The organism is Beijerinckiaceae bacterium, assembly GCA_004564215.1.
GTDB lineage: Bacteria > Pseudomonadota > Alphaproteobacteria > Rhizobiales > Beijerinckiaceae > Methylocapsa.
Window position 1 is genome coordinate 1001691 of sequence record CP024846.1, and the last position, 15862, is coordinate 1017552.

The following is a 15862-nucleotide window of genomic DNA, read 5'->3' on the forward strand; positions in this document are numbered from 1 at the left end:
ATAGCTCCGTCACCGCGAGATCCTATAATTTTTGGGACTTTGGCTCGCTTCTTACAGCCTGGGTCGCGCGCCGGGCCGGAGGTACGCCCAGCGTCTTATTTTTGCGGGGAGAGTGAGCCCACGGCGGCTATTTCAGCGACGATCGCGTCAGCCGCCGCGCGTGGATCCTTGGCCTGAGTGACCGGTCGCCCAACCACGAGATAATCCGCGCCAGCGGCAATGGCCGCGGCTGGAGTCATTGTTCGTTTCTGGTCGGCGACCTCAGAGCCAGCGGGCCTGATTCCGGGTGTCACCAGTATCATGCTGGGTCCGACTGCGGCCCGAATGTTGCTAGCTTCCTCCGCAGAAAGGATCAGGCCATCGAGGTGGGCTGCCCGAGCCTGCGCCGCCCGGCGCGCCACCAAGTCTCGGACGCCATAAGCATATCCGGCCTCGGCAAGGTCGCGATCATCGCAAGAAGTCAAAACGGTCACTCCGAGAATCTTCAGCGACGAGCCAGCAGTGGCGGCTTTGGCCGCCTTCATCGTCTGCGGATAGGCATGGACCGTCAGGAATCGGGCGCCAAGGTCGGCCACCCGGCCGCAGGCGCGCGTCACAGTCGTCGGAATATCGTGCAGTTTAAGATCGAGAAAAACATGCTTGCCCGATTTGATCAGCTCTTGGGCCAACGGCAGGCCGCCGCCATAGGCGAGCTCCAGGCCGATCTTATAAAAGCTTACGCTGTCGTCGAGGACTGCCACCAGCTCTTCGGCTTGGCGCGGCGTCGCGAAATCCAATGCAATGATCAGTTTCTCGCGGGCGACTGACGCCTCCCTTGGAGGAAGGACAGCGGCCGCGCTCATGTCACGGCCGGCGCGACTTTTCGAGGTCGGAATTTTTGCGCGAAGCTTTCGGCGCAGGCTGTGCCCGCCCACCCCTGCGCCCCTTCGGTCCGAGATCGAATTGAAGTCTGGCTTTGGCTGCCGCCAACTCTCTCTTCAGGTCGAGATGAATTTTTTCGGTGCCCATGCGCAGCCTGTCGAAAAACTCTTGGGCCGGATTTTGCCGCTTTTGCGGCTCCGTATCGCCTTCGCGCAACGGACGATAGACCCACACCCTCGCCGGAGGCAGATTTAACCAAACAGGCGGAGAGGCCTCGGTGTGAAAACTGATGGCCGACTTATCGCGCGGCATGGGCGAAGCGGGACCATAGGTGAATTGGATAAAACAGCCGTCCGGCTCCATGCAATTGAACGCATCGGCGAGGAGCGCAAGCCTTTGTATTTCCGGTTTCATCAAAAGCGGCAAACTGGAGACGACGGCGACGGCGGGCTGACCGAGCCTCTCGCCCAAGGTTTCCGAGAGATTGTAGGCGTCCCCCTTGATGATGTGAACGCCGGGAAAGCGCCGGCCCAAGAGCTTGCAGAAGCCAGCATCGAATTCCACAAGGTACAGCCGTTCAGGTGCGACGCCGCGCTCCAGAAGCGCTTCCGTAATGGCTCCGGTTCCCGGTCCAAGCTCGATGATCGGACCTTCGGCGAGCGGATCGACGTAGCGCGCCATCATACGCGCCAGCGACCGCCCCGAGGGCGACACCGCCCCGGCGATCATCGGATTATCGAGCCATGATCTGAAGAACCGCGCCTCGTCGGCGATCCGCCGCTCGATCGGCATATTGGGCTTTTTTGAATCGCGCCGGTTCGAGCGGGAAGGTTGGCTATGCAATAGGTTTGTCCTTGCTTCGCGTAATGGATGGAGCGCTGCTAGCGCAATGCGCCAACGAAGAGCGAGGCGTCAACAAACACAATTGGAGGAAACGGGCAAGTGCCTCCCGCGGAATCCAAGGTCACTGCCCGCTCAAATTCTCAAAAAAGTCCTTCATCTTAGCAAAGAAACCCGTGGATTCAGGATGGGTCTTTGTCGACGACAGACTTTCGAACTCGGCGAGCAGTTCCCGTTGCCGCTTGGTCAAACTTTGCGGCGTTTCCGCGGTCACCTGGATGTATAGATCGCCGATATCTCGCGAACGCAGCACCGGCATGCCCTTGTTCTTCAGCTTGAACTGTCTGCCGGACTGAGTTCCTTCGGGTATCTTGACCTTAGCTTCGCCACCATCGAGCGTGTGCACGCTCAGTTCGGCGCCAAGCGCCGCCTGAACCATCGAAATCGGAACCCGGCAGAACAGATCGGCGCCATCCCGTTGGAAAAACGGATGTGGCTTCGTTGACACGAAAATATAGAGATCGCCCGCCGGGCCGCCCTTGGCTCCGGCCTCGCCCTCACCTCCAAGACGGATCCGCGTGCCGTCCTCGACACCGGGCGGGATGTTGACCGAAAGGTTGCGCTCCTGGGTCACGCGGCCCGAACCACCGCAGGGATGACAGGGATCATCGATGATTTCGCCCCGGCCATGACAATTGGGACAGGTCCGCTCGATTGCAAAAAACCCTTGCTGCGCCCGAACACGGCCATGCCCGGCGCACGTCTGACAAACCCGCGGCTTCGCGCCCGGCTTGGCGCCGGACCCTGCACATGCCTCGCAGGTGACCGAAGCTGGCAGGGTGAGCGACGCAGTCTTGCCGTGAAACGCTTCTTCTAATGTGATCTCCATATTGTAACGGAGATCCGAGCCCCGCGCCGGCCCCCTGCGCCCGCCGCCTCGCCGCGCGCCCATGACGTCGCCGAACAGATCGTCGAAAATATCTGCCATCGACGCGGCAAAACCATCGCCACCGGCTCCGAACCCGCCGTGCTCGAAAGCGCTATGCCCATAGCGATCATAGGCTGCCCGCTTCTGTGAATCGGACAAGACCTGATAGGCTTCGTTTAGTTCCTTGAATTGAATTTCGGCTTCCGCATTGTCGGGATTGCGGTCAGGATGACATTGCATCGCCGCCTTGCGGAACGCGGATTTCATTTCTGTATCGGTACAGGTCTTGGAAACGCCAAGGATTTCGTAATAGTCCCGTCTCATCGTCGTTCGCGTTCCGATCATTATACCGCTTGGCCTCCCGCTGGATGCGTTCTACACGCGGTCCCTTCATACAGCCCAGTCACAGCGCCGCCAACCGGAGCATAAACGCTGCAGAAGACGAGGTCGAGGTGCCCCTCGGCATAATCACCGTGCCCGGAGGCCCGGCACCGCCAAAGCTGCGCTTGTTTCGCGCGTCCCCCACGCCGATACGAAGATGCAATCCCAAGGCCATTTCCGCACCAGCGGAAATGGCTCAGGATCGCTTCAATATCGGCTCCGGCCGTAATTCTTAGGCCGATTTCTTCTTGTCGTCGGGGCCGACTTCCTTGAAGTCCGCATCGATGACATCGTCCTTGCTCTCGCCCTGGGCGCCGCCTTCTGCGCCGGGTTCAGAACCCTGGGCCTTATACATCGCCTCGCCGAGCTTCATGGAAGCTTGCACGAGATCATTCGTCTTGGCCTTGATCCCTTCGACGTCTTCGCCTTCCAATTCCGTTTTCAAAGCGGTGATCGCAGCCTCGATCCCACTCTTGTCGGATTCGGCCACCTTTGACCCGAATTCCGCCAAGGACTTCTGGGCGGTGTGAATCATCGCCTCGGCATGGTTCTTGGCGTCGACAAGTTCGCGGCGCTTTTTGTCTTCGGATGCATGGGATTCGGCGTCCTTCACCATTTTGTCGATATCGGCATCGGTGAGACCGCCCGAGGCTTGGATCCGGATCTGTTGTTCCTTGTTGGTCGCCTTGTCTTTCGCCGACACATTGACAATGCCATTGGCGTCAATATCGAAGGTGACTTCGATCTGCGGCACGCCGCGCGGAGCGCTCGGAATTCCGACAAGATCGAATTGGCCAAGCAGCTTGTTGTCCGCGGCCATTTCGCGCTCGCCCTGGAAAACCCTGATGGTGACCGCCGTCTGATTGTCTTCCGCGGTCGAGAACACCTGGCTTTTCTTCGTCGGGATGGTCGTGTTGCGATCAATCAGTCGGGTGAAAACACCGCCGAGGGTCTCGATGCCGAGCGACAAGGGCGTCACGTCGAGCAAAAGCACATCCTTGACGTCGCCCTGGAGGACGCCGGCTTGAACCGCCGCGCCGATCGCGACCACTTCGTCGGGATTGACGCCTTTGTGCAGTTCCTTGCCGAAGAAGCTGCGCACGACCTCTTGGACCTTCGGCATGCGCGTCATGCCGCCGACGAGAACCACTTCGTTGATCTCGCCCGCCGTCAGGCCCGCATCCTTCAAAGCCTTGCGGCACGGTTCAACGGTCTTTTGAATCAGATCATCGACGAGCGCCTCGAATTTCGCGCGGGTCAGCTTCAGGGTGAGATGCTTCGGCCCCGTCGCGTCGGCGGTGATATAGGGCAAATTGATTTCGGTTTGGGTCGCCGAAGACAGTTCGATCTTGGCTTTTTCGGCAGCTTCCTTCAGCCGCTGCAGAGCGAGCTTGTCCTTCTTGAGGTCGATCCCATTGTCCTTCTTGAATTCATCCGCGAGATATTCGACGAGGCGCGTGTCGAAGTCCTCACCTCCCAAGAAGGTGTCGCCATTCGTCGACTTCACTTCAAAGACGCCGTCGCCGATTTCAAGGATGGAAATGTCGAACGTGCCACCGCCGAGATCGTAGACCGCGATAATCCCCGAGCCCTTCTTGTCGAGGCCATAGGCGAGCGCCGCCGCGGTCGGTTCGTTGATGATGCGCAAAACCTCGAGGCCGGCGATCTTGCCGGCATCCTTGGTAGCCTGACGCTGAGCATCGTTGAAATAGGCGGGAACGGTGATCACCGCCTGGCTCACCGGCTGACCGAGATAGGCTTCCGCGGTCTCTTTCATTTTTTGCAGAACGAAAGCGGAAATCTGCGACGGAGAATATTGCTTGCCGTCGGCCTCGACCCAGGCGTCGCCATTGGAGGCGCGAATGATCTTGTAGGGAACGAGACCCATGTCCTTTTTGGTCATCGGATCGTCAAAAGTCCGCCCGATGAGCCGTTTAATCGCGAAGAATGTCCGTTCCGGATTGGTGACGCCCTGCCGTTTGGCGGGCTGCCCGACGAGACGTTCCCCGTCATCTGTAAATGCGACGATCGACGGCGTAGTCCGAGCACCTTCGGCGTTCTCGATAACTTTCGGCGTCGCACCTTCCATGATCGCCACACAAGAATTGGTGGTACCGAGGTCGATTCCGATTACTTTTCCCATGATTTGTTCTTCCTTTCGATCCGCAAGACCACCGGATCCCGAAGCGATCCGGCAAATGGGCGGACGGACTTCCGCCCGGTCCCCGATTGAGTTCAAATTGGTATCGCCGCGTACGAACGCAAGATGCGCCGTATATAAGAGGACCGTCGAGACGCGCAAGACGAAGGTTTGGGCGGCCTCAACCCATCCAATCGATTCGGCAAGCCCAAGATAGCCCAGTTTGTTGACCAAAATCCGGTAAGTTTGCCTTGATTAGACGGTCTAGTCGCGACAAATCTGCCTATATGCGGTATAAAATGGTATCTTGCCGCCGCATTTCTCCTCCGGGCGGGCTTTCCGTTGAAACATTTTCTTCTACTTGCGCTTCTGGTCTTGGTCGCGGCGCCGGAAACGGCCCGGGCTCAACTCATGCTTCCCGGAGCGCTGCAAGCGATGCCGGAAGCGGGGCTCCCGTCGTCCGACCCCGCCGGCCCCGCAGCCGGAAAAGCAAAACTGGCCGACCTGAAGCCACCCGGCGAAGAAACGATTTTAGGCCGCGAACTGGCTCATGACGGCCTCGCTGGGAGCATCGCGTTTCGGCACGATGCAAACAAGCTTCTTGAGATTACCCGCCTGACGATCCCTGGCGAAGCCATATCGCATCCGGGCGAGCCTTGCCGCGTAGACGTGGTTTCACAGGCGCCCATTTCCGCAAAGTTCAGCGGCCGGCCTGCCGGCGTATCTCGCTATGAGGTCGAAATCGAAGCCTGCCCCTTTTCCTTCGAGGTTTTGGAGGAAGCCGTCCTGATCACTCGCATACCGCAAACATGTGATTTCGCAGCGGCGGATTGCCGTGCGGATCCAACTGGACTGTGGGGACCCGCCGGCAGCTCAATCGGTTCGGATCAGGAAAAGCTGTTGGAGCGAGACCGCGGCCGCGCGGAGGCCAGCATGCGCGCCCGATTCCATACCTTGCTGGCGAGCGTCGGCAAGGATAAGAACGCCGTCAAGAAAATCGCTGGAGAACAGGCCGGATTTTCGTCTTTGCGCGAGGTCACCTGCCGCAATTATGCGCGCGAAGATGTGCATGGGTTTTGCGCGCTTCGCATCACGCAGGCGCGGGCGCTTGCCCTGCAGGCGGCGTTCGCGGGATACACGAAGGACCAGGCAGGAAGCACCGCAAGGTCAACGGCGAAACATAGCGCCAAGTCGGTCTATAAGCCCGAGTCGAAGCCCAATGCGGGCGTCCCGCCCGCAACGCCTCCAATAAGCGAAGTGCAGCATTAAAGCGCTTCCCGATCAGATGGAATCATCTGATCGAAAAGGAAACGCTCAAGTTCAACGAGTTGGAGCATGTTCTGATCGAAAAAGTCGGTCAACTTTTTCGGAACATGCTCTAGCCTCCGCGGCAAGAAGCTCGATGTCCATGACTAGATGGCGCGGAAATCCACGGCCTTCGCATTGTAAACGGAGTGGCACAGTGACAAAGGGATACAAGCTGGTGCGCCTGCTCTTGGCTCAATCGATGATCGCCGCGGCGGCGGCGGGCCCGATCATGGCGCAAACGGCGACAGACCCCAATCCGCCGGCCGATTCTTCCGTTGCGAAGCCAAATAACACGGAACTGACGAGGCAATTTGTTGCCGGCGCCATTCCGAGCGCCAATTTCGTGGCAGCCGCAAGCCGAATGGCGATCGCCCACTCTTCCAACAGCAAAATCCGTGACTTGGCGGGGGACCTCGCCAAGAACCAAACAACAGTTGCCAATTCGCTGGCAAGCTGGGTCAATGTGAGCGGTCCTGTCGTGACCCTTCGCTCTCCCCTTACGGGCCGGATCGGCCCCGGCGCCCCAAAAGTGTCGGCGCCGCGCATGCTGCCGGCGCAAGTAACCAATCTCCAGAAGCTTTCGACCTCCCAGGGCCACGCCTTCGATACGCTTTATGTTTCAAGTTTGATGGAGGCATTGGTCCAGCTGCAGATTTTATATCGTGATTTTGCCAAGACCGATGGCGATCCCGGCCTGCGAGCGATCGCGGACCGCGAACTACCGATGGTCGAGCACGCAATTTCGGCCCTCGATTCGCTTTGATCTACTTCGCCGAATGGGCTTTCAAGGCATGATTTGCCAAAGTCTTGCCGAGTGACCAAACTGCGCCCGGCACCCGATGGCTATCGGCGATGACCGCATCAAAAGCGCCTTCGATCCAATCGCAATCCGCCTCCGTGATGATGAGCGAGGGGAGGAGTTTTACGGTGTGGTTTGCGTGGCCGGCCACCTGGGCGAGGATCTTATGATCCTTGAAAAGCGGGATGGTGATGAGCTGGCAAAACAAGCCAACGTTGACAGTCTCCAGCAATGTCCACGCCGCCTTGAGTTTGAGCGAACGCGGCGGTCCGAATTCGATGCCGATCATCAGCCCCTTGCCGCGCACGGTGCGGACCAGCTCGTAACGTTCCGCCATAACCTCGAAGGCAGCGAGCAGCCGCGCGCCGGTTTGCGCGGCCCTTTGAATAAGTCCTTCGGCTTCGATCACCTCCAGTGTTGCAAGGCCCGCCGCCATCGCCAGATCATTCTTGGCAAAGGTTGAGCCGTGCACCACCGCCCGGTCCATGCGATTGAATATTTTTTCGAAAATGGCTTTGCGGGTCAAAACGGCGCCAACCGGCACATGACCGCCTGAAAGGGTTTTGGCGAGCAGGACAATGTCTGGTTCCACCCCCCAATGTTCGATCGCAAGAAAGCGTCCGGTTCGCCCGAGCCCGGTCTGGATTTCGTCGGCAATAAACAGGGTGCCGTATTTTCGGCACAAGGCCTGAACGCCGCGAAGATAGAGATCGTCCGGCAGATTAACGCCCTTGCCCTGAATCGGTTCGACGAGAAAAGCAGCGACATCGCGCGACGCGAGAGCTTGTTCGAGCGCAGCGAGATCATTGAATGGAATGGCGCTGCAACCCGGCAAAAGCGCGCCAAAGCCGTCCTTGAAGATTGCGTCGCCATTGATCGACAGGGCGCCGTAGGTCAGCCCATGAAAGGCGTGATCGCAATAGACGATGCGGCCCCTTCCCGTGGCGCAGCGCGCGAATTTAATCGCGGCCTCGACAGCCTCCGAACCGGAATTGGTAAAGAAAACCTTGTCCAGAAAGGGGACGAAGCCGAGCAAACGCTCCGCGAGGAGCCCGGCAAGAACGGATAAATCCATTTGCACGAGATTGGGCAGGTCGCTGGCAAGAACGTCGCTCAAGGTTTCGCGCAGGAGAGGATGGTTGCGGCCGATCCCAAACACGCCCCAACCGCTTAAAAGGTCCAAATAGCGGGTGCCGGCGCGGTCGAATAGATATTGACCTTGGCCTGACTGAAAACCGACGTCGAAGCCGATGGTCTGCAACACACGGACCATCATCTCGTTCATGTGTTGAGTATGCAGACCATAGCGCTCGGATTCACGCTCGGCCAGCAAGGCGCCGATGTCAAAATCCCGCTCGCTCCGATCGGAACCGATGTCTTGAACCTTCGTGCTTCTCATCCCCACACCTGCCTCGCAAGCAGGACCCTAAGTCCCCGGCTTGGATACTTGCCCGCGAACCTTAGCAGTCACGGTCGGAGAAATTCAAATCCCGGCTCAGATTTGCACGGTGCGACATCGGCACGCGGCAGTCGATTTGAGCGTGCCGATTACGGAGCTACCCTCGAATTTGCGGAAATGTCTTAAGCGGACATTAATTGGAATGGTGGGCGCGACAGGGATCGAACCTGTGACCCCTACGATGTCAACGTAGTGCTCTCCCGCTGAGCTACGCGCCCCAGACCATGAGCGCTCATGGTCTTTATCTGTTTGTTTTGTCGCATGATTATCCAAAAAGGCTGGAACTTCTTAGGATCATGCCCTAGCCCTCTCGGTTAGGATCAAGCCTCGGTCGCGAAGGGATATATCGGCTCATCCGGGTCGGCGCAAGCCACCTGGCGAGGCCGGATGAATTTTCCCCCAGGCCGGCGAAATCCTGTCAGGCTCGGATGAGTTTCAGAAGATCGCGCTGGATCGCCTCATTGCCGGCGCAGATGGACCCTTTTGTGAGCATATCGGAGCCGCCATCGGCGTCGGTCACGAACCCGCCGGCTTCCTTTATGATGATAATCCCCGCCGCCATATCCCAAGCCTGCAAATTACGCTCCCAGAAGCCATCATAGCTTCCAGACGCCACAAAACAAAGATCGAGGGCCGCCGCACCGAGGCGGCGCACATTGCCGGCTTTTGCCATGACGGCGGCCAATTCAGCCATGAAGCGTGAATGCTCCCTGGCCTTGCCAAGATGCGGAATCCCGCAGCCGATCAGAGAATCGCTCATCTCGGAACGCGCCGCGACACGCAGCCGCCGGTTGTTGTAAAAAGCGCCCTGGCCTTTCTCGGCGATGAACATGTCGCCATTCGCCGGATTATAGACCAGCCCGGCAACGATCTGGCCTTCGCGCTCGAGACCGATCGAGATCGCGAAGATCGGCAATCCATGCAAGAAATTGCTGGTGCCGTCCAAAGGATCAATGAACCAGGAATGGCTCTTGTCGGCGCCTTCGATCCGGCCGCTTTCTTCCAGAACGAAGCCATAGCCAGGTCGCGCCCTAGCCAACTCCTCGTAGAGAGTTTTTTCGGCTTTCCGATCTGCCGCCGACACGAAATCGCCAGGCCCTTTTACCGAGACCTGCAGATTTTCGACCTCGCCGAAGTCGCGCTTCAAGCCCCGCCCGGCCTTGAGAGCGGCCGCGGTCATGACGTTCATAAGGGCGGATCTGATCATACAAATGCCTTGTCCAAGAGACCGACCTGCCCTCTCCTTCGCGCCCCGCAATTCGTTTGGCGCAGGTCACGTCTTTGGCGTTTCGGCCACGCGCGCGCCGGCCGGATGAAACCCGGCGGAAGCAGATGGGGAGGATCGTGCAGAGTCGATAGTTAATGCGGGAGAAGGGATGGCTCAAACACGCATCGGCATCAACACATAAAGAGCGGCCGCGCCGTCTTTGTCTTGCACCAGCGTCGGCGAACCCGGATCGGCAAGCTTGAACAGCACGGTGTCGCTGTCGAGCTGCTCGGTGATATCGAGGAGATAACGGGCGTTGAAGCCGATATCGAGGGGCGTCGAATCATAGTCGACATCGAGTTCCTCGAGGGCCGAGCCGGAATCCGGATTGGTCACCGAGAGGGTAAGCTTGGCGTCCGACACCGCCAATTTCACCGCACGACCGCGCTCCGATGAAATCGTCGACACCCGATCGACCGCGGCGGCGAAGGGTGCCCGGTCGACGATGAGCCGCTTGTCATTGCCCGACGGAATGACGCGCACATAGTCCGGAAACGTCCCGTCGATCAGTTTCGAGGTCAGCACGACGTCCCCGAAAGTGAAGCGCACCTTGGTCGCCGATATTTCCACACGGACGTCACGAGCCGGATCTTCGATCAACTTTTGAACTTCCGCCACGGCCTTCCGGGGAATGATGACGCCAGGCATGCCAATCGCTCCCTCGGGAGCCGGGATTTCCACCCTCGCCAGCCTGTGTCCATCTGTCGCGACGGCGCGCAACATCATATGGCCTTCGACCTCTGTCGTGTGCATAAAGATGCCATTGAGGTAATAGCGCGTTTCCTCATTGGAGATGGCAAACTGGGTCTTGTCGATCAATCGCTTGAGGTCGCCGGCGGCCAGATTGAAGTCATGGCTTAATTCACCTGCGGCAAGATCCGGAAAATCGCTATCCGGCAGCGACTGAAGATTAAATCGCGAGCGACCCGAACGCAGTCGCAATTGTCCGGCCTCCCCGTCGGTTTCGAGCGACACTTGGGCGCCATCGGGAAGCTTGCGGACGATCTCGTAGAGAATATGGGCGGGCAAGGTCGTCGCGCCGCCCAACCCCACGTCCGCCGGCAGGCGCTCGGCGACTTCGAGATCCAGGTCTGTCGCTTTAAGAAGCAGCGATCCGCCCTCGGCCCGCAACAGCACGTTCGAAAGAATAGGTATGGTGTTGCGGCGCTCCACGACGCGATGCACGTGGCCGAGAGATTTCAATAAGGCCGCGCGTTCAAGGGTGACTTTCATGAGGGTCCAATCGCGCTTTCGTCAGCCCGCCTCGCGCGGGTTTTTCCGACCCACGCCCGGGGGCGAGACTTTGGCGCGACTGCAATGAAATCGCAAGTCGCGAAACCGCCCCGCATCCGTTTGGCGGAATTTTGGTGGGGGCAACTTCCCGCATGTCTAGTGACCAAAGCCGCAGGTGGCCAGGGCGTGCGATCCGGGGAGCGCCTGCCTAAAGGCTGCCATTTTCTGGCCTGAACAAGTCAGGCCCATCCGGTCCGGGATGCAAACACCTGGCTCTGCGAGCCGGCATGAACCGCAATGGGGCGAGAACATCTTGCCCGCAGGAGAGTGGATGGCGGATATTTTCTGCGTTCGAGGCGGGCGAATGCCGGAAAACCGGAAATTGCCGTCTGCGGAGCGCGGCCCGGGAGACTTACTTTATCCTCCCTTAAGCAACCCCTGGCATGCTGCCCCGCAACCGAGCAACGATCTGGCGGTCAGGACATGAACAAACGCGTGGGGCCGCAACGTCGCGAACCGGGTTTCGGCTCGGGCAGCGTCCCGGCCGGGCCTCCCCCCCGACCCAAGCCGAAGACGCCCCGCCGGCGCCGCAACCAGCATGGCTCCCTTTTTGGCACCCTGATCTATTGGTGCCTCGTGCTTGGGGTCTGGTGCGCCATCGGCGGCGCCGGGCTTGTGACCTATTATGCGGCCAAATTGCCGTCGATCGAGGCGCTGGCAGTCCCCAAAAGGCCGCCGAATATCGCAATTCTTGACGAAAATGGAACGCTGCTCGCCAATCGAGGTGACACGGGAGGTGCCGCCATCCGGATTGCGGAACTTCCTCCCTATCTGCCCAAAGCTTTTATCGCGATCGAGGATCGGCGCTTCTATTCGCATTGGGGCATCGATCCCTTTGGGATTCTGCGGGCCCTGACGCGAAATCTGGCCGGCGGAAGCATGGTCCAGGGCGGCTCGACATTGACCCAGCAGCTCGCCAAGAACCTGTTCCTGACCCAAGAAAGAACCATGTCCCGAAAAATCCAGGAAGCGATCCTGGCACTCTGGCTGGAGCATAAATATTCCAAGACTCAGATTCTCGAACTCTACCTGAACCGTGTTTACTTCGGATCGGGCGCCTATGGCGTCGAAGCAGCGGCACAAAAATATTTCGGTCACGCCGCCCGCAACGTCACCCTGCCGGAGGCGGCGATTTTGGCGGGCCTCATGAAGGCGCCGGCAAGACTGGCGCCGAACCGGAACCCGGCCGGGGCCAATGAGCGGGCCCAGCAAGTCATCGCAGCGATGGTTCAGGAAGGCTTCATTACCGAGGCAATGGCCGCGCTCGCTTTGGCCCATCCGGCGCAAGCCTTACACGACCAAAATACCAATTCGGTGAATTACGCGGCCGATTTCGTAATGGACACGCTGGACGATACCGTCGGCGCGATCGACGAAGATATCGTCGTTTCAACGACCTTGAGCGCGGGGCTGCAAGCGGCCGCCGAGCGGGCTTTGACCGAAGAGCTGGATCGCAAAGGAGCCACCTTCGGCGTCGGCCAGGGGGCTTTCGTTGCGCTCGACCCGGACGGCGCGGTCAAGGTCTTGATCGGCGGCCGAAATTACGCCGACAGCCAGTTTGACCGGGCCGTCTCTGCCAAGCGCCAGCCGGGCTCGGCATTCAAACCCTTCGTCTATTTGGCGGCGCTTGAAAATGGCCTGACTCCCGCCTCGATACGGCAAGACGCACCGATCAATGTGAAGGGCTGGCAACCCGAAAATTATTCGCATGAATATTTTGGGCAAGTCACGCTCACCAAGGCGCTGGCGCTGTCCTTGAACACCGTGGCTGTACGATTGGGCCTGGAGGTGGGGCCAAAAGCGATCGTCAAGGTCGCGCATCGTCTGGGCATCGTCTCCGATCTCTCCGTCAACCCGTCCATCGCGCTCGGCACGTCCGAGGTCACCCCGCTTGAAATCGTCACCGCCTATGCGCCTTTCGCCAATGGCGGGATTGGCGTTCAGCCACAGATTATTGCGAAGGTCAGAACCGCAAGCGGCAAGCTGCTTTATCAACGCAAGAGGTTTAGCAATGGCAGGGTCATCGATCCGAATTATGTGGCGATGATGAATAGCATGCTGCAGGAAACGCTTTTGACCGGCACGGCGCGCAAGGGCTCGCTGCCGGGCTGGCAAGCGGCCGGAAAGACCGGCACGAGCCAGGATTGGCGCGACGCTTGGTTCATCGGATATACGAGCCATCTCATCGCGGGGGTCTGGCTCGGCAACGACGATAATTCGCCGACAAAAAAAGCGTCCGGCGGCAATCTTCCGGTGGAAATCTGGTCGAGATTCATGCAGGTGGCGCATCAGGGAACGCCACCCCAGCCGCTCCCAGCCGGACTTTGGCACGACGACAATTTCTTGCCGCCGGCGGGGGCGCCGATGGCGGATAATAATGGTTGGCCATTCCCGTCGGGCCTGCCCGGATTCCCGTTTGGGAGCGAAGCGCGACCGAGAGCCCCTTCGAATGCGCCCGCGGACCCATCGATCAATGCGACCGCGCAAGCGCCCGGCCACGCCGGAGCCGGGGGACCGCCCCTACCTCCTGCGGATATTCCAACCGGTAGCATGCCCGCGCGCCCGCGCGCCACGAGACCAAGTCAGCCGAATTTTTTCGAGTCGCTGTTTGGTGGCTGACCTGTTTGGCGGCCGGCCCTCAGTGGGAATCGCGATCCAGAAAGCCGATGCGAACCATGTTGGTCGCGCCCGGGGTGCCGAACGGAACGCCTGCGATAATAATCACGCGCTCGCCGGCCTTTGCAAAGCCCTCGCGACCGGCGAATTTGCAGGCGCGCTTCGACATATCATCGACGTCGTGCGCATCCTTGGTGACAACCGCATGAACGCCCCAGACAAGAGCAAGACGGCAGGCGGTGTCTCGATTGGGCGTGAGGGCAAGGATCGGGGCCTCAGGCCGTTCGCGCGCGATCCGAAACGCAGTCGCGCCCGATGAGGTCCAGGCAACAATGGCCTTCAAATCCAGCGTTTCCGCGAAGTATCGGGCGGCAACGGCAATCGCGATCGCATCGGCATTGGTCGCTTCGGGCGGAGCGCGTTGCGCGTTGATGATGCTGCGGTAATAGGCGTCGCGCTCGACCTCCTCCGCAATCTTGTTCATGGTTGCCACCGCCTCGGCCGGATAAGAGCCGGCAGCACTTTCAGCCGACAGCATCACGGCGTCGGCGCCCTCGAAGACGGCCGTCGCCACATCTGAAACTTCCGCGCGCGTCGGGACCGGCGCGCTGATCATGGATTCGAGCATCTGCGTCGCCACGACGACCGGCTTACCGAGCCGGCGCGCCGTGCGGTTGATCCGTTTCTGCAGGCCGGGGACTTTTTCAAGCGGCATCTCGACGCCGAGATCGCCGCGCGCGACCATCAAGGCATCGGAAATTTCCACGATCTCGTCGAGCCGCGAAATCGCCTGCGGCTTTTCCAATTTCGACATCACCAGCGCGCGGCCGCGGGTCAGTTTCTTGACCTCGACGACATCATCGGGGCGCTGCACAAAAGAAACAGCGATCCAATCGACGCCTGCCTCAAGCCCCGCCTCGAGATCGGCCCGGTCTTTTCCGGTAATCGACGAAACCGGAATTTCGGTGTCGGGCAGGCTCACCCCCTTGCGGTTCGAGACTTCTCCCGCGACATCGACGACGGCCACGGCCCGCGTGCCGGTAGATTCGGAAACATGAAGCCGCACCTTGCCGTCATCGATCAATATCGTATGGCCGGGCTGCAGGGCGCGCAGAATTTCGGGATGCGGGAGCCAAACGCGATTTTGGTCTCCCGGCTCGGACTTCGAGTCGAAGGTAAAAATATCCCCCGCCACAAGTCGGACCGCCCGATCCTTGAACGTGCCAATACGCAGTTTGGGGCCTTGCAGGTCGAGCAGAATGCCGATCGGCCGCCCGCATTCCTCCTGGAGCGCGCGAATCATGCGCACTTGCTCACGCATTTGATCATGCGTGGCATGGCTCATGTTGATGCGAAACAGATCGGCGCCGGCGTGAAACAAAGCCGATATCATTGCCGGGTTTGCCGAAACAGGCCCCAGGGTCGCGATGATTTTACATCGGCGAAGCCGCCGCATCTAAGCCTCGTTGGATTGATTTAGGGATTCGGCTGAACCTGGTTCGAATCGGTTAACTGAACGGTCCAGTTCTTGGCTTCCTTACCTGTATCGACTTCGAAAAACCCGGTTCTATCGAAGCCGCGCACGAAACAATCTTCTCTTCCGATGATCCGGAATTCACGGTCCCGCGTACACATGAAGGCTTTGCCCTTCCATTCGCCGCCGTGCTCATCCATTGCATAGACGTAATAGAACTCGGCCGCTAGGGGGCCGCGCACCAAAGTCTCGCAACCGCTTGCTTTTAAATTCCACCAGCCCTCGCTGACCCATGTCTCCCCATCGGTATAAGCAAGGGAGACGCTCACTCGGCTGCCTGAATTATTGCAGAGACGAAAATCCGCTCTTGCCGGGGACGATAATGTCGCCAGGGCGGCAATGGCTATCGCGGCGGGGATAATGGCTTGTTTCATCAAGGTCAAGATTGCTCTGCTGTTACCAGTTCTGCCTATCGCATGCCAATGCTCGGAACAAC

At 59.5% G+C, this 15862-nt stretch carries 12 protein-coding genes and 1 tRNA gene; 3 read left to right on the top strand and 10 right to left on the bottom strand.

The window, feature by feature from the left end; all coding sequences use genetic code 11:
- Nucleotides 1-95: 95 nt before the first annotated feature.
- The 4 genes from CU048_04770 to CU048_04785 all read right to left on the bottom strand — a co-directional run bounded on the left by CU048_04770 (nucleotide 96) and on the right by CU048_04785 (nucleotide 5153).
- Nucleotides 96-842, bottom strand: a complete 747-nt coding sequence (locus CU048_04770; protein ID QBR70706.1) for an orotidine-5'-phosphate decarboxylase — start codon at nucleotides 840-842, stop codon at nucleotides 96-98.
- Between the two features lies 1 nt (nucleotide 843).
- On the bottom strand, nucleotides 844-1653 hold the full coding sequence (locus CU048_04775; protein QBR70707.1) for a ribose ABC transporter permease: 810 nt from the start codon (nucleotides 1651-1653) through the stop codon (nucleotides 844-846).
- Between the two features lie 172 nt (nucleotides 1654-1825).
- Complete coding sequence (gene dnaJ / locus CU048_04780; GenBank protein ID QBR72663.1) at nucleotides 1826-2953, bottom strand: molecular chaperone DnaJ; 1128 nt, start codon at nucleotides 2951-2953, stop codon at nucleotides 1826-1828.
- A gap of 289 nt (nucleotides 2954-3242) precedes the next feature.
- Nucleotides 3243-5153, bottom strand: coding sequence for a molecular chaperone DnaK (locus CU048_04785; protein QBR72664.1), 1911 nt, complete (start codon nucleotides 5151-5153; stop codon nucleotides 3243-3245).
- 339 nt (nucleotides 5154-5492) lie between these two features.
- On the opposite strand from CU048_04785, the gene CU048_04790 reads away from it, so the two are divergent.
- Nucleotides 5493-6419, top strand: a complete 927-nt coding sequence (locus CU048_04790; protein ID QBR70708.1) for a hypothetical protein — start codon at nucleotides 5493-5495, stop codon at nucleotides 6417-6419.
- A 16-nt stretch (nucleotides 6420-6435) separates the two neighbouring features.
- A complete protein-coding gene (locus CU048_04795) occupies nucleotides 6436-7221 on the top strand; it encodes a hypothetical protein (GenBank protein QBR70709.1) in 786 nt (261 codons plus the stop codon).
- 1 nt (nucleotide 7222) lies between these two features.
- Here the strand turns inward: CU048_04795 and CU048_04800 are convergent, their stop codons facing one another.
- The 4 genes from CU048_04800 to CU048_04815 form a co-directional block, all read right to left on the bottom strand.
- Nucleotides 7223-8590 (bottom strand): aspartate aminotransferase family protein, encoded by a 1368-nt coding sequence (locus CU048_04800; protein ID QBR72665.1) that lies wholly within the window; start codon nucleotides 8588-8590, stop codon nucleotides 7223-7225.
- Between the two features lie 269 nt (nucleotides 8591-8859).
- Nucleotides 8860-8934 (bottom strand) — tRNA-Val (locus CU048_04805).
- Between the two features lie 200 nt (nucleotides 8935-9134).
- Nucleotides 9135-9923: an inositol monophosphatase gene (locus tag CU048_04810; protein ID QBR70710.1), complete on the bottom strand. Its 789-nt coding sequence runs from the start codon at nucleotides 9921-9923 to the stop codon at nucleotides 9135-9137.
- Nucleotides 9924-10097: 174 nt separating this feature from the next.
- On the bottom strand, nucleotides 10098-11216 hold the full coding sequence (locus CU048_04815) for a DNA polymerase III subunit beta (protein ID QBR70711.1): 1119 nt from the start codon (nucleotides 11214-11216) through the stop codon (nucleotides 10098-10100).
- A 483-nt stretch (nucleotides 11217-11699) separates the two neighbouring features.
- On the opposite strand from CU048_04815, the gene CU048_04820 reads away from it, so the two are divergent.
- A complete protein-coding gene (locus tag CU048_04820; GenBank protein QBR70712.1) occupies nucleotides 11700-13895 on the top strand; it encodes a penicillin-binding protein in 2196 nt (731 codons plus the stop codon).
- A gap of 19 nt (nucleotides 13896-13914) precedes the next feature.
- On the opposite strand, the gene pyk is transcribed toward CU048_04820, so the two are convergent.
- Both pyk and CU048_04830 read right to left on the bottom strand, forming a co-directional pair.
- Nucleotides 13915-15348 (bottom strand): pyruvate kinase, encoded by a 1434-nt coding sequence (pyk, locus tag CU048_04825; GenBank protein QBR70713.1) that lies wholly within the window; start codon nucleotides 15346-15348, stop codon nucleotides 13915-13917.
- A gap of 20 nt (nucleotides 15349-15368) precedes the next feature.
- Complete coding sequence (locus CU048_04830) at nucleotides 15369-15800, bottom strand: hypothetical protein (GenBank protein QBR70714.1); 432 nt, start codon at nucleotides 15798-15800, stop codon at nucleotides 15369-15371.
- Nucleotides 15801-15862: the final 62 nt, after the last annotated feature.